Origin of the sequence: Neobacillus sedimentimangrovi, assembly GCF_010614825.1 — a bacterium.
GTDB lineage: Bacteria > Bacillota > Bacilli > Bacillales > Cytobacillaceae > Neobacillus > Neobacillus thermocopriae.
The window spans coordinates 26,401-49,419 of the sequence record NZ_JAAFZF010000011.1; the positions used below are offsets into that span (position 1 = coordinate 26,401).

16 protein-coding genes, 1 pseudogene and 1 other annotated feature (1 of these 18 only partly in view) are annotated in these 23,019 nt (G+C 39.2%); of the genes and pseudogenes, 4 read left to right on the top strand and 13 right to left on the bottom strand.

Translation table 11 applies throughout. The features are described from left to right. Positions 1–132 (bottom strand) — a binding site (T-box leader) (it extends 87 nt beyond the left edge of the window). Between the two features lie 172 nt (positions 133–304). The 4 genes and pseudogenes from GZA11_RS16885 (at position 305) to GZA11_RS06080 (ending at position 5,445) form a co-directional block, all read left to right on the top strand. Further along, a complete protein-coding gene (locus GZA11_RS16885; protein ID WP_268926757.1) occupies positions 305–436 on the top strand; it encodes a hypothetical protein in 132 nt (43 codons plus the stop codon). Between the two features lie 159 nt (positions 437–595). Next, the gene (locus GZA11_RS06070) at positions 596–1,057 is read left to right on the top strand and encodes a MarR family winged helix-turn-helix transcriptional regulator (protein ID WP_038541524.1); all 462 of its coding nucleotides are present in this window, start codon (positions 596–598) and stop codon (positions 1,055–1,057) included. A 4-nt stretch (positions 1,058–1,061) separates the two neighbouring features. After that, positions 1,062–4,202 (top strand): MMPL family transporter, encoded by a 3,141-nt coding sequence (locus GZA11_RS06075; protein ID WP_163183212.1) that lies wholly within the window; start codon positions 1,062–1,064, stop codon positions 4,200–4,202. Positions 4,203–4,318: 116 nt separating this feature from the next. Continuing rightward, a pseudogene (locus GZA11_RS06080) lies at positions 4,319–5,445 on the top strand (IS3 family transposase). 249 nt (positions 5,446–5,694) lie between these two features. On the opposite strand, the gene GZA11_RS06085 reads toward GZA11_RS06080, so the two are convergent. The 13 genes from GZA11_RS06085 to GZA11_RS06145 form a co-directional block, all read right to left on the bottom strand. After that, positions 5,695–6,477 (bottom strand): serine hydrolase, encoded by a 783-nt coding sequence (locus GZA11_RS06085; RefSeq protein WP_038541518.1) that lies wholly within the window; start codon positions 6,475–6,477, stop codon positions 5,695–5,697. 2 nt (positions 6,478–6,479) lie between these two features. Beyond that, positions 6,480–7,493 carry an ABC transporter ATP-binding protein gene (locus GZA11_RS06090; RefSeq protein ID WP_038541515.1) on the bottom strand — a complete coding sequence of 338 codons (1,014 nt, stop codon included), beginning with the start codon at positions 7,491–7,493 and terminating at the stop codon, positions 6,480–6,482. Position 7,494: 1 nt separating this feature from the next. Continuing rightward, on the bottom strand, positions 7,495–8,403 hold the full coding sequence (locus tag GZA11_RS06095) for a C40 family peptidase (RefSeq protein WP_163183213.1): 909 nt from the start codon (positions 8,401–8,403) through the stop codon (positions 7,495–7,497). Continuing rightward, positions 8,396–9,496: a dipeptide epimerase gene (locus tag GZA11_RS06100; protein WP_163183214.1), complete on the bottom strand. Its 1,101-nt coding sequence runs from the start codon at positions 9,494–9,496 to the stop codon at positions 8,396–8,398. Before GZA11_RS06100 ends, GZA11_RS06095 begins: the two co-directional genes overlap by 8 nt. Positions 9,497–9,509: 13 nt before the next feature. Then, positions 9,510–10,433: a S66 peptidase family protein gene (locus GZA11_RS06105; RefSeq protein ID WP_163183215.1), complete on the bottom strand. Its 924-nt coding sequence runs from the start codon at positions 10,431–10,433 to the stop codon at positions 9,510–9,512. 207 nt (positions 10,434–10,640) lie between these two features. Further along, positions 10,641–12,269, bottom strand: coding sequence for a peptide ABC transporter substrate-binding protein (locus GZA11_RS06110; RefSeq protein ID WP_038541502.1), 1,629 nt, complete (start codon positions 12,267–12,269; stop codon positions 10,641–10,643). A gap of 26 nt (positions 12,270–12,295) precedes the next feature. Then, positions 12,296–13,294, bottom strand: a complete 999-nt coding sequence (locus GZA11_RS06115; RefSeq protein ID WP_163183216.1) for an ABC transporter ATP-binding protein — start codon at positions 13,292–13,294, stop codon at positions 12,296–12,298. Between the two features lie 4 nt (positions 13,295–13,298). After that, positions 13,299–14,252 (bottom strand): ABC transporter permease, encoded by a 954-nt coding sequence (locus GZA11_RS06120; protein WP_163183217.1) that lies wholly within the window; start codon positions 14,250–14,252, stop codon positions 13,299–13,301. Further along, complete coding sequence (locus GZA11_RS06125; protein ID WP_038541493.1) at positions 14,252–15,184, bottom strand: ABC transporter permease; 933 nt, start codon at positions 15,182–15,184, stop codon at positions 14,252–14,254. Before GZA11_RS06125 ends, GZA11_RS06120 begins: the two co-directional genes overlap by 1 nt. 12 nt (positions 15,185–15,196) lie before the next feature. Next, the gene (locus GZA11_RS06130; RefSeq protein ID WP_163183218.1) at positions 15,197–16,021 is read right to left on the bottom strand and encodes a M55 family metallopeptidase; all 825 of its coding nucleotides are present in this window, start codon (positions 16,019–16,021) and stop codon (positions 15,197–15,199) included. A 297-nt stretch (positions 16,022–16,318) separates the two neighbouring features. After that, a complete protein-coding gene (gene selB, locus GZA11_RS06135) occupies positions 16,319–18,223 on the bottom strand; it encodes a selenocysteine-specific translation elongation factor (RefSeq protein WP_163183219.1) in 1,905 nt (634 codons plus the stop codon). 242 nt (positions 18,224–18,465) lie between these two features. Next, complete coding sequence (locus GZA11_RS06140) at positions 18,466–21,603, bottom strand: AAA family ATPase (protein ID WP_163183220.1); 3,138 nt, start codon at positions 21,601–21,603, stop codon at positions 18,466–18,468. Continuing rightward, positions 21,600–22,745, bottom strand: a complete 1,146-nt coding sequence (locus tag GZA11_RS06145) for an exonuclease SbcCD subunit D (protein ID WP_038541484.1) — start codon at positions 22,743–22,745, stop codon at positions 21,600–21,602. Before GZA11_RS06145 ends, GZA11_RS06140 begins: the two co-directional genes overlap by 4 nt. Positions 22,746–23,019 lie beyond the last annotated feature (274 nt).

Sequence of the window (23,019 nt, forward strand, 5' to 3'; positions counted from 1 at the left end):
GTATCTTCAAATTACTATCCGATACAGAACTCAGAGGCAGGTTCAAATGAGTATCTTAAGAAACCTCCCACCAAATGGTTTCCTCTCTTGGTAAGATGCCTTCATTTTACTAATCCTCGTCATTGTTTCAACATTATTTTTGAAAAAATTATATATTTCCCAATACGAAAAGTCAATTGCTATAGAGGAATATTTTTCTTTTACTACCATCATTATTATCCAAATAAGAAATGGTTCATACATCTTTCCTCCATCCAATCGATCAGATAAAATGCTTTTAATAATATTTCATGGGAGGGCTTGCATGAGCGAAAAAGAAAAAAACGATTTCGATAAGGAAGAAGAGAAACAAATTCTACTGGATTATTTGCGCATGCAAAATGAAGCCTTAAAACGCATCTACAAAAAGGTACTGGAAAAAGAGGAAGATAAATAAATGTTTTATTCAAAACCAATTAGCAAGCCTTCATCACTGGCTTGTTTTTTATTGGATAAAATTAGAATTTTGATAATTGACACTATTTTCACTTTGATTTATAGTTTAACAGGTGAATAGTTCAACAATTTAACTAATTTATTGAAAAGGGGTGTTCCATTGGATGTACAAACCATTCAAAAATTAATCGACCGCTATATTAGTCTCTCCTTTCAGGTTCATAAAAAAGCGGAGAATTTAATCAAATGTCAACTTGGGAATGAATTAACCAATGATCAACATTATGTATTAAGATACATTTTCCAGTCCGGAGAATGTACTTCCACCGAATTAGCGGAAGTATTTGAAGTGAATAAAAGCGCTATTACGGCCATCATTAACCGGATGACGGACAGAGGCCTGATCAAAAGAACACGGAATGAAAATGATCGGAGAGTCGTTTACTTAACATTAACAGTAGAAGGAAAAGAGCTTTATCAAAAGGCACAGGAAAAGATCCATCAACTAGTTGAGTCCATCATCACCCAATTTGACGAAGCCGAAATCACTCAATTTATCTATACTTATGAAAAATTAGCCCAAGTGTTAGAAGACAAGAAAAACGAGGAACTGGAGGAATAAACTCATGAGAGCGATAATTAGAGGCAAATGGTTCGTTCTTATCGCATGGATTGTTGTGATTGTGGGGTTATTCATGGCAGCTCCTAATATGGAAACGCTTGTCCGGGAAAAGGGACAGATTTCGGTACCAGATGGATATTCTTCCACCCTAGCTGAAAAAATTCTGAAAGATGTCCAATCATCTGAAAATAAGGGCAGTAACCTTCAAACCGCGCTCGTTTTCCATAGTGACAAAAAGCTGACAGAGAATGATTATGACAAGGCAGAAAAAGCGGTAAAAGAACTGGAAAAACAAAAAGATAAACTAGGAATTACAGAGATCCTCACCCATTTTCAACAGGAAGAATTAAAGGATCAACTTGTATCAAAGGATGGCAAAACGATCCTTGTCTCTCTTCAGGTAACCTCCAATGGGCGAGAAGCAAAAGAAATAGTCAAAGACCTAAATGAGGCCATTAAAGATTACGACATTGATCATTATTTTACTGGAAGCTGGATCATTAGCGAAGATCTCGTTACGAACTCTCAAGAAGGAGTAAAAAAGACGGAAGGGATTACCATCATATTCATTCTGTTCGTTTTATTGCTTGTCTTCCGCTCAGTTATTGCTCCCATTATTCCATTAATTACCGTCGGTTTTAGTTATTTAGCGGCCCAATCCATTGTTGCGATTTTAGTAGATAAAGTCGATTTCCCTCTTTCGACTTTTACTCAAATTTTTTTAGTCGCTGTCCTCTTCGGGATCGGAACCGATTATTGTATTTTGCTGTTAAGCCGATTTAAAGAAGAGCTCTCGAAAAATGAAAGTATAACGGAAGCGATCATCACAACCTACCGAACTGCTGGAAAAACTGTATTTTTTAGTGGTATTGCCGTTTTAATCGGATTTGCTTCTATTGGCTTTTCTACCTTCCAGTTATTCAAATCTGCGGCAGCGGTTGCAGTTGGAGTAGCACTTCTATTACTTGCACTCGTTACCATCGTTCCGTTTTTCATGGCCGTTCTCGGTCAAAAATTGTTCTTTCCATCTAAAGGAAAATTAGAACATGCAGATAATAAACTTTGGGGATATATAGGCAATTTCTCGCTCAAACGACCTTTAATTGCGTTTCTATTAGTTGCGGCTGTTTCGGTCCCCTTCTTAGTAACCTATAAAGGCCAATTATCATTTAACTCACTAGAAGAAATTGGGGATGAATATTCTTCCATCAAAGGATTTAACATCATTTCGGATTCATTTGGACCTGGCGATTCCATGCCAACACAAATTGTCATTAAAAATGATGATGAAATGAATACTTCTGAATACATGGCCATCACTGAAAATATTAGTCAAGAATTGGAAAAAATTGATAGCGTGAAAACCGTTCGTTCCCTTACCCGCCCTACTGGCGACCCGATTGATGAAATGTATATTTCCAAACAGGTTGAATCCTTAAATGATGGTTTAGACCAAGGAAATGAAGGGATTAAACAGATACGTGATGGCTTGGCTGAAGCAAGCAATCAAATGAAAGCTAATCAGCCAAAAATGAAAGAAGCCACAAACGGGATAAACCAATTAATTTCAGGCACTACCCAACTTAAAGAAGGTTTATCAGAAGTGCAAGGCTATCTAGCAGATATACAAAATGGGTTGATCCAAAGTTCAAGTGGAACGAGCCAATTAAAAGCAGGATTTGGAGAAATCAAGGCTGCTTCTCAACAAATTCTAGATGGAAGCAAAAAATTACAAGAAGGATATCAACAGACAGGAGAAGGCATTCAATTACTGAAAACGCAATATGAAGGTGTTGCAGAAAAAGTAGAACAATTACATCAAAGCCTAGCTGCTTTAGACTCTCGTTTTGCAAATCTGGAATCAGAGTACCCAGACATTGTGAATAGCCAAAACTATCAAACCATTAAAATGACTATTATTGGAGTACCAGGTAATTCTGATTTACCTGGAGCACAAGCAGGAGTAAAACAACTTGCAGAAGGCCTAAGAATGTTAAATTCACAGTTGGAAACTGTACAAAATGGCATTGCTACTGCCAATCGTGAATTTTCTAAACTGACTTCCGGTCATCAACAATTAATTACGGAAATGGAGAAGTTTGTTCATGGACTAGAAGAACTTGAGAAAGGCCTCGAGACTATGGGTAAAGGCCAAGGGGAAATTGTCTCTAATATGCCACAATTCACTGAAGGTTTAGACGACGTGAAGATGGGCCAACAAGAACTTCTTACAGGTTTTGAATCTATGGGCAGCCAAATCACCCAGTTATCTGATGGCTTATCCCAGAGTGTTAATGGGTTAAATCAAGTTTCTGATGGATTAAACTCTGCCCAAGATTATTTGACAGACGTTTCTAAGCAGGAGCGAAATGGTTTTTATCTTCCTGAAGAAATGCTAAATAACGAGGACTTTAAGCAAGTTTTCGATGCCTATCTATCTAAAGACCGAAAAGTGATGACGGTAGATGTTATTTTTAATAAAAACCCTTATTCTAATGATGCCATCGATCGCATCTCCGATATAAAGGAAGCAGTGAAAAGGGCTGTAAAGGATACGAAGTTAGAAAATGCCAAAGTGGCTATCGGCGGTGTATCCAGTATGCATAATGATCTTGATACAATCTCCAAAGAAGATTATTCAAGAACCGTTGTGTTAATGCTTGCAGGGATTTTCCTTATTTTAATTGTTTTACTTCGCTCCCTCATCATGCCGATTTATTTAATTGGATCATTAATCCTAACCTACTATACATCCATGTCAATTTCAGAAGTCATATTTGTTAATTGGTTGGGATATACGGGTATTAGCTGGGCCGTACCATTTTTTGCATTTGTGATTTTAGTAGCACTGGGTATTGACTATAGTATCTTCTTAATGGACCGTTTTAATGAATATCGGGATCTACCTGTAGAACAAGCGATTTTAGAATCAATGAAAAAGATGGGCTCTGTCATTATATCAGCAGCCGTCATTTTAGGTGGAACCTTTGCGGCCATGATGCCATCTGGAGTATTATCATTACTTCAAATTGCTACTATTCTCTTAATTGGTCTGGCTTTATATGCTTTAATCGTTCTTCCTTTATTTGTTCCAGTCATGGTAAAAACCTTTGGTAAAGCCAACTGGTGGCCATTTGTAAAGTAAGAGTTTTAAATTTATAAAATTACTAGGAACGGATTATAGTAGTTAAAGACCGGCTCATTCATGAACTGCACCCCAATTGTTAGACACAACTACCAATTGGAGGTGCATTTTTTTCTATGACTAAGTATTCGTTTGAATTAAAATTACAGGCAGTATTGGATTATTTAAAAGGGAGAGATTCATTCAAAACAGTTGCCAACCGTTTCAATGTCAGCCTGACCCCTTTAAAAAACTGGGTGGCCCATTACCGAGAAAACGGTGAAGCTGGTTTAATTTCCAACTATACAAATTATGACTTTCAGTTTAAAATGGACGTGCTAAATTATATGAACGAATTTGGAGCGTCACTAACACAAACTGCGGCTGTGTATAATATTTCTTCCCCTTCACCGAACAAGACAAAGCACAAATAATATATGAGTTAAGGCATGAATTTAAGGTGATAGAGTTAGTTAAAATCGCTGGGATTCCACGTAGCACTTATTATTATTGGGTGAAACAAATGGATCGACCAGATAAGTACAGAGAAGTAAAGGAGTTAATTAAGCAGATATTTGAAGAACATCAGGGACGTTATGGATACCGTCGTATTGCCTTAGAATTACGTAATAAGGGGTACATAATTAATCATAAAACAGTGCGTCGCCTAATGAATGATCTAGGTTTAAAGTGTCTAGTACGGATGAAAAAATATCGATCATACCGAGGAAAAGTGGGCAAAACCGCACCTAATATCTTACAACGAGATTTCCATGCATCTAAACCTAACGAAAAGTGGGTAACAGATGTGACAGAATTCCACCTACATGGGGAAAAGATATATTTGTCGCCGATTCTCGATTTATATAATGGAGAGGTTATTGCTTTTAATATAGAACAACGCCCTGTATATTCACTTGTTTCAAAAATGCTAAACCAAGGCTTTGAGCGATTAAACGAAGGAGACACTCCCATCCTCCATTCTGATCAAGGGTGGCATTATCAGATGGAGCAGTATCAAAGTGCATTAAAAGAACATGGAATCATTCAAAGTATGTCTCGTAAGGGGAATTGCCTGGATAATGCAGTCATGGAGAACTTCTTTGGCTTATTAAAATCTGAATTACTTTATTTAAAAGAATTTGAGAGTATGAAGCATTTCAAAGTAGAGTTAGAGAAATACATTCATTACTATAACCACAAACGGATTAAGGAAAAATTAAAAGGCATGAGTCCGGTGCAATATCGAACTATGCCAAAATAGCTGCCTAAACCCTCGTGTCTAATTTTTTGGGTTCAGTTCATCATCGAGCCGGTCTTTTTTTATTAAGTTCGAATTTGCGAAAAGTTTTTGCTATCACCCTATGACGAGACGCTTTTGCTCTCTTCCCTACAATCAGTCACGATCGATACGCCTTTCGGTTCATCGTGTTCTTTATCTCAGACGGAGAACGCCTTTCGGTTCATCGTGTTCTTTATCTCAGACGGAGAACTCGTGGTCATACGACGCTGATCAGGTTGTTTGCGCTTTTCTTGTTATTTCATTATATATATGTTTACCTATTCTGCTTATGACTTGTCTGGCTTCATACGGATCTGGAAGCTGGTCGGTTAATACTGCCACATAGGCAGTTTTACTTCCCGCTTTTATGATGGCACAATCATTTTCAACATTTGACAAACTGCCCGTTTTGTTGGCTGTAAATACCTTATCCGTATTTATCATGGCGAGAAGTTTGTCATGGAACTGTTGAAAATGCAGGATATCTAGTGCCATTCTTCGGCTATTAGCAGATAGGAAATCCTCTTCATGAATGATCTTTAAACATTTCACCATATCACTTGGACTCGTAACATTATCCAAACCTTTTTCCTTGGCGGCAAAGTCCATCATTTTCCGTTGAAGTCTTGTTGAATGAAGTCCAATTTCTTCCATCGTCTGATTAATTTGATCCATTCCAACGATATTTATGAGCATATTCGTAGCTGTATTATCAGAAACGGTGATCATTAAGGTCATAAGGTCTTTAATGGTCAAAGAGAGATTTGTAGAAAGGGCTTGAAGCACACCAGAGCCGCCTGCCCTGTCCGTAATCTTTATGAATTCATCTAAATCTATTTTTCCAAGTTCGCTTTGTTTCAGGCACTCGATTAAAATAGGGACTTTAATGACACTTGCGGAAGGGAACACTTCACCACTATGAAACTCGTATCGTTCATATTCTATTTCGATAGCCACTCCCACTCTTCCCTTAAAGTCCACTAAGTCTTTGGTTATTTTTTCTTTTAAATTCATCTTTACTTCCTCGTTACAGCCACTTGAGAATAATTTGGATCCCAAGTCTTATTTTTTTCATAAAGATGGCAAGCCACATAATGGTTATTCCCCATTTCTTTCCAAGCAGGTTTTTCGGTTGCACAAATATCCATTGCCACTGGACAGCGCGTTCTAAACACACAACCGCTTGGCGGGTTAATCGGACTTGGTAGCTCTCCCTTTAAAATGATCCGTTCACGCTGGTCTTCCACATCCGGATCAGGAATCGGGATTGCCGATAAGAGTGCTTGAGTATAAGGGTGCATTGGATTTCGATACAGTTCACTGCTTGAAGTAAGCTCAACCATCTGTCCTAAATACATAACCCCTATTCTATCGCTTATTTGTTTCACCATTGATAAATCATGAGCAATAAACAAATAAGTCAATCCCTTTTCCCTTTGAAGCCGCTTCAACAAATTGACTACCTGAGCTTGGACAGACACATCTAATGCAGAAATTGGTTCATCTGCAATAATAAATTCGGGGTCCAAAGCGAGCGCACGGGCGATGCCGATTCTTTGCCGTTGACCGCCGCTGAATTCATGTGGATAGCGATTGGCATGATCCTTATGTAGACCAACATCCTCTAATAACTGGTATACTCGTTGTAAGCGTTCTTGTTTATTCGGAAATAATCCATGAACTTCCATTGGCTCGGAAATAATTTCACTGACTGTCGATCTTGGGTTTAATGATGCGTAAGGGTCTTGAAAAATCATTTGCATTTGCCGATGAAAGGAAAACCGTTCTTTTTTCGTAAGAGTATGAACATTTTTTCCATTAAAAATGACTTCTCCATCCGTTCGATCATAAAGACTGATGATTGTTCTACCTGCTGTAGATTTTCCACAACCAGACTCCCCGACAATACCAAATGTTTCTCCTTTATAGATGTGAAAAGATATCCCATCCACTGCCTTTAATATTTCATTTTTCCCTAAATGAAAATGCTTCTTCAAATTCGTTACTTTCAATAAAACTTCCTTTTCCATATTACTCCCCCGTCTCTTGCCAATAGCGTCGTGCTGCACATAATTCTTTTTCATAGATGGTTCCAGCTAGTGGTATGATTTCAATTGATTTTCCTGTGTTTGGGGAATGAAGAAGCTTCCCTTCTCCGTAGTAAATTCCTACATGATGGATTCTCCCTTTCCCTTCCTCATAGGCAAAAAACAGTAAATCACCTGGTTCAAGATTGGATAAAGGAATTACTTTACCAGCCATTGCTTGATCAGAAGCATCTCGAGGAATGGTATAACCATTTGCTTTACACATCGAATAACTGAACCCAGAGCAATCATACCCATAACTACTCATGCCTCCCCATAGGTATGGAAGACCGAGAAATTGTTTGCCGCAAGCAACAATGTCGCTGCCTGTTCCTTGAAATCTAGCTGTTAAAGATTCATATACGACCACTTGTTTCTTGTCCAATATCCCCGTACCCTCAGGTGTTTGAACGATGACTTGTTGATCGTTTTCCCATAATAACGGGAGAACCGTCTGGTAAGAGAGTTCCATTTTTTGTGATAATCGAGCTTTCGGTTTATTGACCACCACAACCGGTCCTGTATCCAAATTCCAATTTTCTGGTCGTTTTTTCAACTGACATGTTGGGATCCAGCCTGGGTATCCTAATTCATTTTTCGAGGAAGGCTGCTCAGGTACAATAATATGAGCCCAACCATTCTTTTCTTCAATGACCAATACCTCCTGGCCGAATAAAACTTGAGTTTGCACTAGATTGTCTTCACATAATCCTAATCTTTTTTCATAGGATAATTTTGATAACCAATGGTCGATTTGTACTGGATTTGTAATGGCATCCACATCGATTTCTCTCGCTGAATCGTAATGGGTCCAGACTGTTGCAACCGATACATTGACGAGCCGTTTATCCATTTGAACCCCCTCCTTCTATCTCTACATTTTTGATCCCAAGACCTGCTTCATCTGAAAAAGTGATAAACCTTCCTTGATAATGGATGCCACCTTCCACTATATCTTTCGCCAACATTAGAGGAGCATCAAAATCAAATCGTGTAATATTTTTCTTACTAGCGGCAAAATGGGCGGCAGCTGTGATTCCGAGACGAGTTTCAATCATGCTTCCTACCATGCATTCCACTCCACATGTTTCTGCCATTTGATTGATGATCTGTGCTTGGTAAATACCTCCGGCCTTCATCAGCTTAATATTAATCAAGTCAGCACTTCTTGTTTTCAATACTTGAAATGCCTGTTTTGGTGTAAAAACACTTTCATCTGCCATGATCAAGGTATCCACATGATCAGTCACCTGTTTTAACCCCTCTAAATCATCTGCTTTAACAGGCTGCTCCACCAACTCGATTTCGAGTCCGCTTTCTTCCATTTTCCGAATCGCACGTATGGCATCCTTAGCCGTCCAGCCTTGATTGGCATCGAGACGGATTTTAATTTTGTGACCAACCCGTTTTCTAATTTCTCGAATTCTATCAAGATCCTTTGAAATATCGTCTTTTCCCACTTTCACCTTTAGTACATTAAAGCCTTGTTGAATATAAGATACAGCGTCCTCTGACATTTCTTTCGGATCATTTACACTTACGGTGAAATCCGTCTCAATTTTACTCTTATGTCCACCAAGGAATTGATAGAGAGGCAGGCGGCAATATTGGGAAATACAGTCATATATGGCCATGTCGATGGCGGCCTTAGCACTTGAATTGCCAATGAGAATGGTTTTAAGTTCCTGAAAAATCGACTCATAGTTTAATAGATTTTTCTTTTCTAAAAATGGCTTGATGACATGTTGGATCGCTGATTCAATCGATTGTAGACTATCACCTGTAATGACAATGGTCGGAGGGGCTTCCCCCCAACCGATTATCCCATTATCACAGATCATTTTTACAATAATAGATTCTGCTGTCGTCACCGTTCTAAGAGCGGTTTTGAATGGTTTAACAAGAGGTACAGCTACTCTATAAGTTTCAATTTTTTCCACTTTCATTTGTATCCGTCCTTCACAGGATGCCGCTTTCGACAACCAGTCTTTTTTCGAATGTATCCATTTCTGCATGAACCCCTAAAGGGATGGCAATATGTGGGTTACAATGCCCAATTTGGAATCCTCCGATTGCAGGCTTATTGGCTAATTTCATATAATGATGGATTACTTCATCAAGCGATAAAGATAGCTCTCTTTGAGGAGTACAATCACAAAAATCACCAATGATCATTCCGTTTGCCTCATGTAGTTTTCCAGCCAAATAAAGCTGATTCAACATTCGGTCCACCGCACGTGGTTCCTCATTAATATCCTCAATAAATAGCAACTTTCCTTTAGTATCAATCTCAAATGGTGTACCCAATGTGCTTACTAAGAGGGAAAGATTGCCGCCAATGATTGGCCCACTGGCTTTCCCTTCAACCAACACTTTTAATGGGGATAATTGTTCCGTATAGTCTAGCTTTCGTTGCTCAAATAATTGGAGAAATCCATCTTTAGAAAGCGGGTGTGTATCTTCTTTACCAATATCCGACCCAAGCATAGGTCCGTGAAAGGTTACGAGTCTTGTTTTCTGATAGATGGCCGTATGTAAAAACGTTATATCACTGTATCCCCAAAATATTTTTGGATTTTTCTTAATGATTTCGAAATCTATCTTTTTAGCCAATCTACCTGTGCCGTATCCCCCACAGGCACAAATAATGGCCTTTACTTCATGATCTAAAAACATTTCATGTAAATCTTCTACTCTTTCTTCGTCGGTACCAGCCAAATACCCATTAATGTTCTTAACGCTTTTTCCTATTTTTATTTTTAAACCTAAACTTTTTAAAAAATGAATTCCCCGCTCAAGATTTTCTAAATTGGGCGGACTTGCCGGGGCAATAATTCCAACGAGATCTCCCTTTTTCAACCGACTTGGCTTAACTATACACATGAAAAAACCCCTTTTCATCTTTTGATCAGATAAGCGCAAGCCCCTACTCAGCGGATATGACCTATAATCTCTCCAATTGATTCTAAAATGAAGTGTGAAAGTGTCTTGTCGCTAGGTTACTTACGCATTACCTATCTCCATGCTGAAAAAATATTTTCTTAACTTAGGAGAAAAGGAATGTTCCTTATGAACATCCCTTTTACTAGTTTATTTTTTATCCGCCCATTTTAATTCTAAATATCCAACTGGATGACGAACGATACCTGTTACATCTTTATTTTGTAAATATACTTGATTGTAGAAATGGATTGGGATGATTGGCGCTTCATCCATTAAGATCTTTTCTGCTTTATACATCATTTCGTAACGTTTATTCTCATCTTTTTCCATCTTTGCATCTTTAATCAATTGATCAAATTCAGCATTGCTCCAACCGGTACGGTTCATCGGTGAGCCTGTAACAAAGTTCTCTAAGAAGTTAATTGGGTCAGCATAATCAGCTAGGAAAGAACTGCGTGACAACTGGAATTTTAATGCTTTTTGTTCAGAGGCAAATACACTGCTTTCCATATTGGCCAGCTTTACATCCACCCCTAAATTTTCTTTAAACATTTGTTGAAGAGCTTCAGCAATTTTCTTATGAGATTCCAATGTATTATAAGTTAAAGTAACTTCAGGGAGTTTCGTGTATCCTTCTTCTTCCATTCCTTTTTTCAGAAGTTCTTTTGCTTTTTCCACATCCGTTTTTATTAAATCTCCATTCGTTTCACGGAAGTCCTTGCCAGAAGGATCTTTAAATCCATATGAAACAAATCCATAAGCAGGCTTTTCTTTATTTTTTGTAACAAGTTCAACCATTTGTTTTTGGTCAACAGCTAAGGCAAATGCTTTACGAATGTTTTTATTTTGGAATGGCTCCATTGTTACATTAAAACGATAGAAGTATTGACCAGCTTGGTCTTCTATATTGACATTTCCTTCAGCAAATAACTTGTCAGCAAGCTCTGCCGGTACGTCAGATGTGTCCAACTCCCCTGTTGTATACATTTGATATTCCGTATTTGGATCGCTAACCATTGCCCAATGTACTTTATCCAGCTTGACATTTTTCGCATCCCAATACTGGTCGTTCTTAACCATTGTAAAATCACTGTCATGATTCCATTCAGCCATTTTAAATGGGCCATTTGAAACAAATGTATCGGCTTCGGCAAACCATTCTGGATTTTCTTTCGCCACTTTTTCATTAATTGGGAAGAAACATGGGTTTGAAATGACACTTAAGAAATACGCTTGTGGGCTTGTTAGTGTGACTTCAAATGTTTTTTCATCGACTGCTTTCACTTTTACATCTTCTGCAGTACCAGTACCCGTATTGAAGGCTTCTCCACCTTCAATGAAATACGCTAAGAAGGCTGCTGGAGAACCCGTATTTGGATCCAATAATCTCTTCCATGCGTAGACGAAATCATTGGCCGTTACATCATCACCATTGGACCATTTCGCCTCTTTTCGAATATGGAAAGTATAGGTTTTTCCATCTTCAGAAACATCCCATTTTTCAGCTATGGCAGGCTGTGGCTCATGATTTTCATCCAATCGGGTTAAACCTTCCATCAGATTGTTTAGCGCATTCCAAGAAACCGCATCGAAACCGATTGGTGGATCAAAAGAGGTTGGTTCTTGACCATTATTTAAATACAAAACCTTTTCACTCTTTTTCTTTCCATCTTTCCCTTCCTTCTGGGGCTCGCTTCCAGCATCTTTGTTTGCTGTACAAGCAACAAGAGCAAACACCATCATGACAACGGCTACAAGTGAAATAAACTTTTTCATCATTTTCCCCCTTTTTAAAAGTTATGTTAATGATTGGATGATACCAATGCTTTTGCCCGTTCGTCTTGAAGCCAGCAATTCACGTAATGGTGATGACTTAAGCTAGTTTCAAACGGGTACACTCTTTCACAAACCTCCATCGCATATGGGCAACGAGCTGCAAAAGCACAGCCTTTTGGTGGTGAAAATAAATCTGGAGGTGTTCCCGGGATTGGAACAAGCTCAGCACCTTCCGCATCCAAGCGCGGAACTGATTGAAGTAATCCTTTTGTGTAAGGATGTTGCGGTTGGTAAAAGATCTCCCTTCTTGTCCCAATTTCGACAATCCTGCCTGCATACATGACGGCAATTCGATCGGCCACTTGGGCTACTACTCCCAAATCATGGGTAATCAATATGATGGATACTCCGGTTTTCTTCTGAATATCGCGGAACAATTCCAATATTTGTGCTTGAATCGTCACATCAAGAGCTGTTGTCGGTTCATCAGCAATTAAGACATCTGGCTGACATACGAGTGCCATCGCAATCACAATTCGCTGCCTCATTCCACCACTAAATTGGTGTGGATATTGTTTCAGTCTAATTTCCGGATTTGGAATTCCAACGAGATGGAGCATTTCAAGCGCTGCTTTCTTTGCCTGTTCCCTGGAAATATTCTCATGTTGCAGAATACCTTCCATGATTTGCTCACCGATCGTAATGGTTGGGTTTAATGCCGTCATTGGATCTTGGAAAATCATCGATATATTGGCTCCGCGGATTTTCCTTAATTCTGGTTCTTTTAATTGAATTAAATCTATCCCTTTTAAAAGAATTTGTCCGCTTTTGATTTTTCCCGGTGGCTCTGGAATCAGCCTCATGATACTTTGCGAGGTGACGCTTTTTCCACAGCCGGATTCACCAACAATGGCTAGCGTTTCACCCCTATGTAAATCAAAGCTGACTCCCCGGACAGCCTGTACGACACCTCCATAGGTTGTAAAGCTGACATGAAGGTCTTTTACTTGAAGAATTTTTTCCATGCTGCTACCTCCTTAATTTCGGATCCAAGGCGTCCTGCAGCCCATCACCTAATACATTAAATGCAAACATCGTTAATGAGATGAACAAGGTCGGGAAGAACAACCTCCACCAATATCCTGATAGAATCGTAGATAATCCGTCATTAGCCATCACTCCCCAGCTTGCATGCGGCGCTTGGATTCCAAGTCCAATAAAACTTAAAAAGGCTTCAGCAAAAATGGCGGACGGTATAGTTAACGTCATTTGGACAATAATGGGTCCCATTGTATTAGGAAGCAAATTTTTTCGAATGATCCTTGATGTTTTCGTTCCAAATGTTTTGGAGGCAAGAACAAATTCATAATTTTTGATTTGCAGCACTTGTCCTCGAACAATCCTTGCCATCCCCACCCATCCTGTGATCGAGAGGGCTAGAATAATCGTGGTTAAACCTGGACCAATGACAACCATGACAAGAATGACAACTAGTAAATAAGGAAGTCCATAAAGGATTTCCACAAATCTCATCATGAAGTTATCAATCCGTCCTCCCTTATAACCGGCAATGCCGCCATAAACCACCCCAATAATAAAATCAATCAACGCCGCCATGATACCGACAAATAAAGAGATCCGAGCCCCATAGCATGTTCGTGTAAAAACATCGCGACCTAGATCATCGGTCCCAAACCAATATTTGCTTGAAGGAGGCAAATTTTGTTCTGTTAATCTTTGTGTTTCCACGGAATGGGGAGATAACATAGGTCCGAAAATAGCCATGAGGGCCAATGCAATTAAAAAAAACAATCCAGCCATGGCCAACTTGTTTTTTAACAGTCGATGCCATGAGTCTTTCCAGTAAGATAAACTGGGTCGAACTACAGATTCTGACTCGAGTTTGCTTTTGTTGATTGGAACAAACCATTCATCTGGAATCTCAGGCGAAATATTTCGTGTTTCTTGTTTCCGTAATTCCATTATTTCGCCTCCTTTTTATGAAGCTTGATACGTGGATCTAAAAATCCATAGGCTAAGTCGACTAAGAACAACATAACAATTAAAATAGCACTGTAGAAAACAGTTGTTCCCATGATAACCGGATAATCACGATTATTAATACTGTCAACAAAATACTTTCCCATCCCAGGGATCGCGAATATTTTCTCAATGACAAACGTTCCGGTGAGGATGCTCGCTGCTAAAGATCCTAACACAGTAACGACAGGTAACAGGGCGTTTCGTAAAGCGTGCTTAAAGACAATTTTTACAGGTGAGAGCCCTTTCGCTTTCGCAGTCTTAATATAGTCCTGAGTGAGAACCTCGAGCATACTTGTTCTCGTAAGTCGTGCGATGATCGCCATTGGACCGGTTGCCAATGCCAAGATCGGCAAAACCATATGCTTCGGACTCGCCCAGGTAGCCACTGGAAAGATAGGGATGTTTACCGCCAGCTGTTGAATTAATAAGGTAGCCATTACAAAGTTTGGTATTGAAATTCCAAGGACGGCAATGGTCATGGCTAGATAATCAATAATGCCGTTATGTCGAAGGGCAGCTAATACGCCAAGAGTAATACCGGATATAATAGCTAAGATAAGTGTATAAAGGCCAAGTTCAAATGAAACCGGAAATCCTCGCCCTAGTAAGTCATTGACCGTCTGAGACGATTTCTTGATGGAAGGACCAAGATCGAATTGCACGAGTGATTTTAAATAATTCCCATATTGGACGAATAATGGTTTGTCCAATTGATAATAGGCTTCCAGGTTTTTTTGAATGGCTTCATTTGTCGTTCTTTCTTCATTAAAAGGAGATCCTGGCACCGAATGCATTAAAAAAAAGGTTCCAGTAATAATCAGCCATAATGTAATAATCATGGCAACCAAACGTTTAATAAAATAGCTATTCATGTCGTCCACTTCCTAACAGAAAGTTGTTCTCATCGCTAATTCGACCATCACCAACATCGCCTGATAGGCTTCCAATATATCTTTTGCCTGAAAGCGGACCATCGTGGTGTTTGGAACGATTTCTGCCCCTGGCATTAATGCCGCCCATTCTGCTTCACCAAAATTAGTAAATTCAATACTTAAAAGTGGTCGTTCAGGGGGTGTAAGCGGTTTTACTAAATGACGGTTTTTAATTGCCTGAGCTGTTTTTTCTCTGAGAAGTTGTCCAGCCTTGGCTGGGGTTAATGACTTGGCAGCAGACCGAGAAATTGCTTCTTTTACCACTGCTGTCGTCACATTAGGGATTAGTTGTTCTGCCTCTTTGGCCGCCCAATCATCACCGGCAACCATGATAACAGGCACACCAAAATATCCCGCTACATAGGCATTCAATCCAAGCTCCCCAATCGGAACATCATTTATGTACATGTTGCGAACACCAAAAATCATCGAATGTGTCATTACGCCTTTTTGTCCGGCCCGCGCATGATAACCTGTAAAAATCGCACCATCAAATGTTCCATCCAATCCTTGGACCATTGAAAATGGCTTTACATCCCCACTAATTAGCTGTGTTTCTGGATGAAGACGTTCAATTAATAAATTGTTCATCTTAGAGTGGCTGTCATTTACGATAACTTCCTTCGCGCCCAATTCAAAAGCGGTGGATATCACCTCATTGGCCTCATCAGTCATAATCATTCTACTGCGTTCATAATTATGCTTACTAGAGTCTACATGAGTATGGTCCACTAGCCCGGTAATCCCTTCCATATCCACCGAGATATAAATTTTCATTCCTTTCCTCCTCTCATTTATTTCTATTTTCTAAATATTATAGACTATTTTACTATATTATTCAAATTTTTCCTAAGATTTTATTTTAAATGAATTTTCAGAAATATATTAATCTACCTTTTTGGTCAATTAGACCTCATAAAGTGAGGAATGTAAAAACCTTTCAATGCTTTTAGGAAAGGCTTCACAAAGAATTGCGAAGTTTAAAACTCATCCAAGTCCTTCGCGTTAACCTAAAATTTTTCGAATTATAAGTAAAAATGCCTCCGTCCAATCGTTGGATAGAGGCATTTCAAATTATTTCCATATACGTTTATTTTCCACTCGTTTTGTCAATCCGATGGCATCTAATTTTTCTAAAAACGGAATCATGTATTTCCTTGAGAGTTGTAGTATTTCCTTTGCTTCACCTACTTCAAACTCTGGTCCTGTCCGACTTTTTAGTGTTGCGATGGCTTGACTAAATATCTCTTCATGATAGGCAAATGGGTCTTCCTGCATAATGATAAGTTTTTGTTCTTCCAAGAAGCGTCGCAAATCATGTTCCATCCGTTCTGGAATCCCTGCAGCAGTTAAATAGTCCTTAAATGGTCGGACCTTTAACCCATCCTTTTTTAGTTCCTCGAGCAATTGATTTGTCCGTTTTGACCAATTTTGAGGTATATGAGGAGTAAAGGTCGCAATGGATACATATTGTTCTTTCCGGTTTAATTCTAGGTTAGAAATTCCATTATCTATCGCAAATTCAAGTAATGGAATTGGGTAACGTTTCTGCATGGATTGCAGTAGCTCTGCCTTATTCATCCCTGTTTTCAAGGGAAATTTTTGATGGTAATCCTGTAATCGATCATAAAGATCTTCTTTGATTGAATATACAACCTGCCAAAGGGTATATTCTCTTTCATTATGTAAAATGAAATCTTTATCTGTTTTTAAATGTGCGTTTATTGTTTCTTCATCTAGTGCTGTCCGTTTGATTAATTCTGGTAACGACAGACTTTTTGCTTCTAAAAGGGCACTAGTTATTCGTTCCTTCGGAGCTCCCACTTTTTTCTTCTCAAGTTCTTCAATGGTTTGATTTCCAAATCGATATTTATTCCCTCTTGGATCAATGACCCAGCCCCCTCCTAGCGTCTCTACTGGAGTGGGTCTCCGCAAAATAAAGCGGTCTCCTCGTTTCGTTAGAATTTCTTCCTCAAGCCGAAGCTGGCAAAGAATTTCACCATTCTCTTCTATTACTTCGTTTCGGTCAAAAAAAACAATACGCCCCATTACTTCTGCAGTACCAATATGAAGCTTGACTGGCATTCTCTGTTTTATTGGGTGTTGCAACTTATCGACGATCCTGATCGCGACATCGATGATTTTCGTAACGATAAAGTGTTCTGAAGAAACGAGGACATCGCCACGCTCGAGTTCTTCTTTAGAGACACCTGAAAGATTAATAGCTGCTCTCTGCCCTGCGAAGGCCTTTTGTGCCGGTTGATGATGCACTTGGATTTGACGTGCCTTGACTTCCAATCCCTTAGGTAGGATTGTTAGTGTCTGTCCTTCTTTTACCGTACCTTCGTAAACAGTACCTCGAACAACCGTCCCCTGACCTTTAACAGTAAATACTTGGTCAATAGGGAGTCGAAAAGCCCCTCTTACATCACGCATGTCTTGGTCCTTTAAAGTGCGAATGATGAGTTGTTTCAGTTCCTCTATTCCTTTTTTAGAAAGGCTATCAACAAGAACAAATGGCGCATCCTCAAATACGGTACCCGTTAACTCTTTAGCAATATCTTCTTTTACTAGCTCCATCCAATCCTCATCTACCCGGTCGATTTTCGTTATAGCAACGATCCCATTTTTCACACCGAGGAATTTTAAAATATCTAGATGCTCCTTCGTTTGCGGCATGACTCCTTCATCTGCTGCCACGACAAGCACCACTAAATCGATTCCAGCAACTCCGGCAATCATTTGCCGAATAAAACGTTCATGTCCAGGAACATCTATCACAGATATTTGAATTTCATCATCTTCATATAATGGAGCAAATCCAAGTTCAATGGAGATTTGCCGTTCTTTTTCTTCCTTTAGACGGTCTGTATCAACATTGGTTAAGGCTTTGGTGAGGGTGGTTTTTCCATGATCGATATGCCCCGCCATACCAATAGTAAAATATCTTTTTTCCAAACGTGCCACCTTCTTAAACATCTTCTCCTTTAATGTAGCTTGAATGGGAGGATCGTTCAAGCCAGAAGAATATCAAAAGGAAACAGGGTGAGTACAAAGATGCACTCTACTAGCAATTTATCAAAAAAAGCGGCTGTCCGGAAAGTGGTATTTCAGCCGAAATCTTTATAAAAGCAAAACCCAAGAATGCTGTTAAATCAACATTCTTGGGTTTTTAATTTGGGTTCATTTTTCTCTTAAATGGACTTTTTAGACAGCCCCGATCAATTTGTAAACACAAATTCTGTTTTACTACCCGTTTGTCCAGCGATCACCTCAAGTCTAGCATCGATTCGTTCTTTTAATTCCGGAACGTGAGAGATAATTCCGACCAAACGGCCGCTACTTTGAATATCCATTAACGCTTCAATGGCTTGTTCCAATGACTCTGGATCAAGGGTACCAAATCCTTCATCGATAAACATGGTTTCTAATGATACACCACCCGCATAATTTTGGACGACATCTGCTAAACCCAATGCGAGTGATAAGGATGCCTTAAAGCTTTCACCACCTGATAATGTTTTCACATGGCGATTTTGACCGGTATATTGATCGAACACTAATAATTCCAATCCACTTTGTACATTCCCTTTCGCACGGTCTTTTTTCCTGATAAGCTGGTACCTTCCTGAGGTCATTTTCCGTAAGCGATGATTGGCTTCATGTAATATATCATCTAAAAATGCTGCTAGCACATATCGTTCAAAGGTAATCCGGAAATGATTTTGTCCTCTTGTAATCTCGTAAAGATGGCCTATTAAGCTATATCGTTCTTCTAAAACTTTCATGCTTGCATTCAAGTTCTCGATACGAGAATAAATTTCTTCATTATCCCTTTTCTTAACAAAAAGGGTTGTCCATTGTTGATTTAATGCTTCCATTTCCGCTTGAAGATTAGCCAATTTTCGTTTTCCCTCTTCTATATCTGGTTTTTTCACATTGGCAAGCTGTTCTGTCATCTCACTCAAACGGTCAGAAACAGAACGTAATTCTTCCCGATACGTGCGAATTTCATTTTCAAGGGTTTGGATTTCACTTTCTGAGAGTTTAGAAGAAGCATAATTACTATAATTCTCAAATCCTTGCTCTGAAAGCATATTCTTAAAGATTTCTCGTTCTGCTTTCAATTCTTGCTGTTTTTCATGAAAGTTCTTTTCAGCGTCAGTAAATCTCGCTAATTCTGCCGCTAATTTCTCATTCGCGTTCTGAAGTCCCTTTTGTACATCCTCGAATTGTTTGATTAATGTTTCATATTTTCGTTTGGATTGAGCCAGAGCCTTTTCATATTCAGCTTCAGAACGAAGATTTTCTGGTATGACGTTCATCATCCTTGAAAGGTTTGTTCTTTTTTCCGTAAATTGTACCGTCAAATCAGTCACTTGTGCTGTCAATTGCTGCTTTGTGATTTGACCGTCTTGGATTTCCCTTTCACATTTCTCGATTTCCGTTTTTATTCTGTCTAATTGCTTGATTTGTTCAGCTAATTTTTTCTGCACAACAAGGAGGTTATTTTTCTCTGAAGCGATTTGCATCTTCAAGTTTGGCAATTCGCTTTCTGTAAAATCTACTTTAAAGGTACGAATTTCCTGCAATTTTTCCTCTAGTGCTTCCCGGTCCGTTTTCTCGGCTGACTGACATTGATAAAGCCTTGCTTCATCTGTCGATTTTTCTTGCTCCCATTTTAAAACCTGAGCCTTGGCAGCTTTCATGTCTTCCTCAGATGGAACCTTTCCTGCCTGCTCTATGGCCGGTGATGGATGGTGCTCAGACCCACATACAGGACATGGGTTCCCCTCCTGAAGTTTGGACGCTAAAATGGAGGCTTGGCCATGAAGCCATTTTTGCTCGAGATCGATCACTAAGGCCTTTGCATCATTTAAATTTCTCACAGTATTTTCATAACGCCCTGTAATTTCCTCAAGATTTTGCTTCGATTTTTTGTATCGATTAAGTAATACTTCATATTTTTCAAGACGGTCAAACTCTGATTGCCATTTTTCAAGTTGTTGTTCATTTCGAACATAGGTAAGCTGGCCTTTTTCAATTTCCTCTTTTTGATTCTGGAGGTGTTTGAATCGCTTTTCAAGTTGTTCAAGGTTTGTTTCTGATTGCGACAGATTCACTTTTGCTTCATGTAAGGCGGCCTCTACATTTGCCTTCTCTTTAACCAAGGCAGAAAAAGAGTACACATCCTCTTTCATATGTATGAGCCTGTTCACCTCAGCAAGAGCTGCTTGTCGTTCATCTTCCCGTTCTTGTTCCTGCTTCAAAAGAAGTTCATAATGATTTTTCTGGCTTTTAGCTAACTCAATTTCCTTTTGTATTGATGAAACCAAACTGCCTAGACGATCTGATTCTCCTTTCAATCTGTGGCAAAGTTCTTCTTGCTTCGCCAATAGGGCCGCTTTTTGTGCCAGTTGAATTTGCTTTTCTTTACCGGAAAAAGTATCTTTCTGGGATTCAAGCCAAGTTTTTCGTTGCCTTAATTCCTCTTTCTTTTGCAACTGTTTGAGAATTTCTTCCGCTTCAAAAAGTTGTGCCTTTAAACGGTCTTGTTCATTTTCCTTCTCTTTCAGTTGAGCATTTAGCTGTTCCAATTGTTCTCCCATGGCGGCAATTTCTTCTTTCAGAAGCGGTAGGATCAACGTGTCATTGTCACTTTCTTCCTCCAAGTATCTTTTCAGTTCTTCATTTGTCACCGCCTGAATTCGGCGAAGTGCTTCATTTCTTGCCTTCACCTGGTCCTCAACCGATTTCTTCAATTCCGTTGCTTCTTCCTTCAGTCTTTCTTCTATCCTTTTATATAACTGAGTATGGAAAAGTCGTTGGAGTATGGCTTCTTTATCCTTACTATCAGCAATTAATAGTTTACGAAATTCCCCTTGGGGAATCATGAGAATTTGCCTAAACTGGTTGGCATCAATCAACATGATTTCCTTAATTTTTTCCTCTACATCATGAATCTTTGAAGCTAGGAGCTGTTTTTCCCCATTTGGACCTAAAACATATAATTCCGCTTTTGCCCCAATTTGTGTATAACCATCCCCTTTTTCCTTCTTTTTTAATTGTTGAGGTGAGCGAGTAATAAAGTACACCTTATTTCTTAAGGAAAATTCTAGAGAAACTTCTGTCATCAGATCGTCGCTAGCAAACTGGCTTCGAAGTTCAGGGCCATTTCGGTCTTCACCACTTGCTTTACCATAAATGGCATAGCTAATCGCATCAAAAATGGTTGTTTTACCGGAGCCAGTTTTTCCAGAGATAACGAACATGGTTCTGTTTCCAAGCCTGGTGAAATCAATCGTCTCTGTTTTGGCATACGGGCCAAACGCTTTCATCGTCAATTTTAATGGTCTCACCTTTCTTCCGCCCCTTTCAGAACCTTTTCAATGATTTCGGCCATGGCTTCTTTTTTTTCAAGCGTAAATTCAGCGGTAGTCATTTCCATATAAAATTGTTCAAATAATTCGATTTCCGATTTTTTCTTACTATGAATGACTTGGTAAGAGTCTTTTTTTCTTACATCCGTTAAATCAATTTTCTTTTCCAGATGCAAAACGTTCGGATAAACTTGGCGCAGTTTATTCATTGGGTCGATCAATGCCCCTTCATCGAGCAACGTGATTTTTAAATAATCATGTGTTCGTTCCTTTTCATAAAATTGGGGATCCAGCAACTCTTCTAAATATCCTTCAATTTCCCGCATATCGTAAGTAGGGTTGAGCGAGCGATATCGATGTGAAAAATTTCCTTTTTCATCCATTTCAATAATAGATATCGACTTTTTTTGTTTCGCTTCAGAAAAAGAATATTTTAGTAGAGATCCGGAATATTTCACTTTGGAATGATGGATCGCGTCAGGGCTATGGAGGTGACCAAGGGCTGTATAGGAAAATGGCTCGAACAATTCAACACCGACACAACCAGACCCGCCAACAGATAATACCCTTTCAGAATCCGACGTTTTTCCTCCCAAAACGAAGGCATGTCCAATGAAGACATTCGGTTCATTGGGATTTAATGTTTCTTCGATTTTTCCAATCAACGCCTTCATCGCATCTTGATGGGAGTGAATGGATTCATCCTCTAAAAGCTGGCGGACAACGCCCGGTTCTGCATAAGGAACCATATAAAAATTAATTCCCTGAATTTGAATGGGAGTAAAGCTGTTCGTTAATTTTCCAGCTAAATAAAATTGACTGTGTTTGTACCAGGAGCTTCCAAATGATAAGCGCTCGGCACTGTCATGATTCCCAGCAATCGCAATTACCGGTGTTTTTAGTTCAACATTGATTTTAAAGAGGATTTCATCTAGTAATTCCACCGCATCAGTCGGCGGGACAGAACGATCATAAAGGTCCCCTGCGATAATAACAGCATCCGGTTTCTCTTCTGCAACGATATCAACAAATTGATGAAGTACTTCCCGCTGGCTCTCCGTCATGTAAACACCGTGAACTAACTTTCCGAGGTGCCAGTCGGCCGTATGGATAAATTTCATCTACTGCACTCCTTCTCAAGTACTGCGTTTTCATTACTACTATTATAGCAAAATACTATTGGCTTCGGCCTTGGATTGGTTGACAGTTTTTGATCTTAGATAGGGGAATTGTTCTTGAATTGCTGGGGTGGCTCTTGGATTAGTCGGTGTACCCGTTCGGATCATAAAGTGGCTCTTGGATTCACCAGATTTTCTCTTTTTACTATCAGTTTCAGTATCCATTTTTTGGACAAATTAAAAACAGTCCGGCAAAAATACCGGACTGTTATCGTCA

What these genes read in the sequence shown, in the direction of transcription:
- GZA11_RS06130 (WP_163183218.1), bottom strand. Translation starts at nt 16,021, where the DNA reads ATGAAAATTTATATCTCGGTGGATATGGAAGGGATTACCGGGCTAGTG.
- selB (WP_163183219.1), bottom strand. Translation starts at nt 18,223, where the DNA reads ATGTTTAAGAAGGTGGCACGTTTGGAAAAAAGATATTTTACTATTGGT.
- GZA11_RS06105 (WP_163183215.1), bottom strand. Translation starts at nt 10,433, where the DNA reads ATGTGTATAGTTAAGCCAAGTCGGTTGAAAAAGGGAGATCTCGTTGGA.
- GZA11_RS06115 (WP_163183216.1), bottom strand. Translation starts at nt 13,294, where the DNA reads ATGGAAAAAATTCTTCAAGTAAAAGACCTTCATGTCAGCTTTACAACC.
- GZA11_RS06110 (WP_038541502.1), bottom strand. Translation starts at nt 12,269, where the DNA reads ATGAAAAAGTTTATTTCACTTGTAGCCGTTGTCATGATGGTGTTTGCT.
- GZA11_RS06090 (WP_038541515.1), bottom strand. Translation starts at nt 7,493, where the DNA reads ATGGAAAAGGAAGTTTTATTGAAAGTAACGAATTTGAAGAAGCATTTT.
- GZA11_RS06100 (WP_163183214.1), bottom strand. Translation starts at nt 9,496, where the DNA reads ATGAAAGTGGAAAAAATTGAAACTTATAGAGTAGCTGTACCTCTTGTT.
- GZA11_RS06125 (WP_038541493.1), bottom strand. Translation starts at nt 15,184, where the DNA reads ATGAATAGCTATTTTATTAAACGTTTGGTTGCCATGATTATTACATTA.
- GZA11_RS06095 (WP_163183213.1), bottom strand. Translation starts at nt 8,403, where the DNA reads ATGGATAAACGGCTCGTCAATGTATCGGTTGCAACAGTCTGGACCCAT.
- GZA11_RS16885 (WP_268926757.1), top strand. Translation starts at nt 305, where the DNA reads ATGAGCGAAAAAGAAAAAAACGATTTCGATAAGGAAGAAGAGAAACAA.
- GZA11_RS06085 (WP_038541518.1), bottom strand. Translation starts at nt 6,477, where the DNA reads ATGAATTTAAAAGAAAAAATAACCAAAGACTTAGTGGACTTTAAGGGA.
- GZA11_RS06120 (WP_163183217.1), bottom strand. Translation starts at nt 14,252, where the DNA reads ATGGAATTACGGAAACAAGAAACACGAAATATTTCGCCTGAGATTCCA.
- GZA11_RS06075 (WP_163183212.1), top strand. Translation starts at nt 1,062, where the DNA reads ATGAGAGCGATAATTAGAGGCAAATGGTTCGTTCTTATCGCATGGATT.
- GZA11_RS06145 (WP_038541484.1), bottom strand. Translation starts at nt 22,745, where the DNA reads ATGAAATTTATCCATACGGCCGACTGGCACCTCGGAAAGTTAGTTCAC.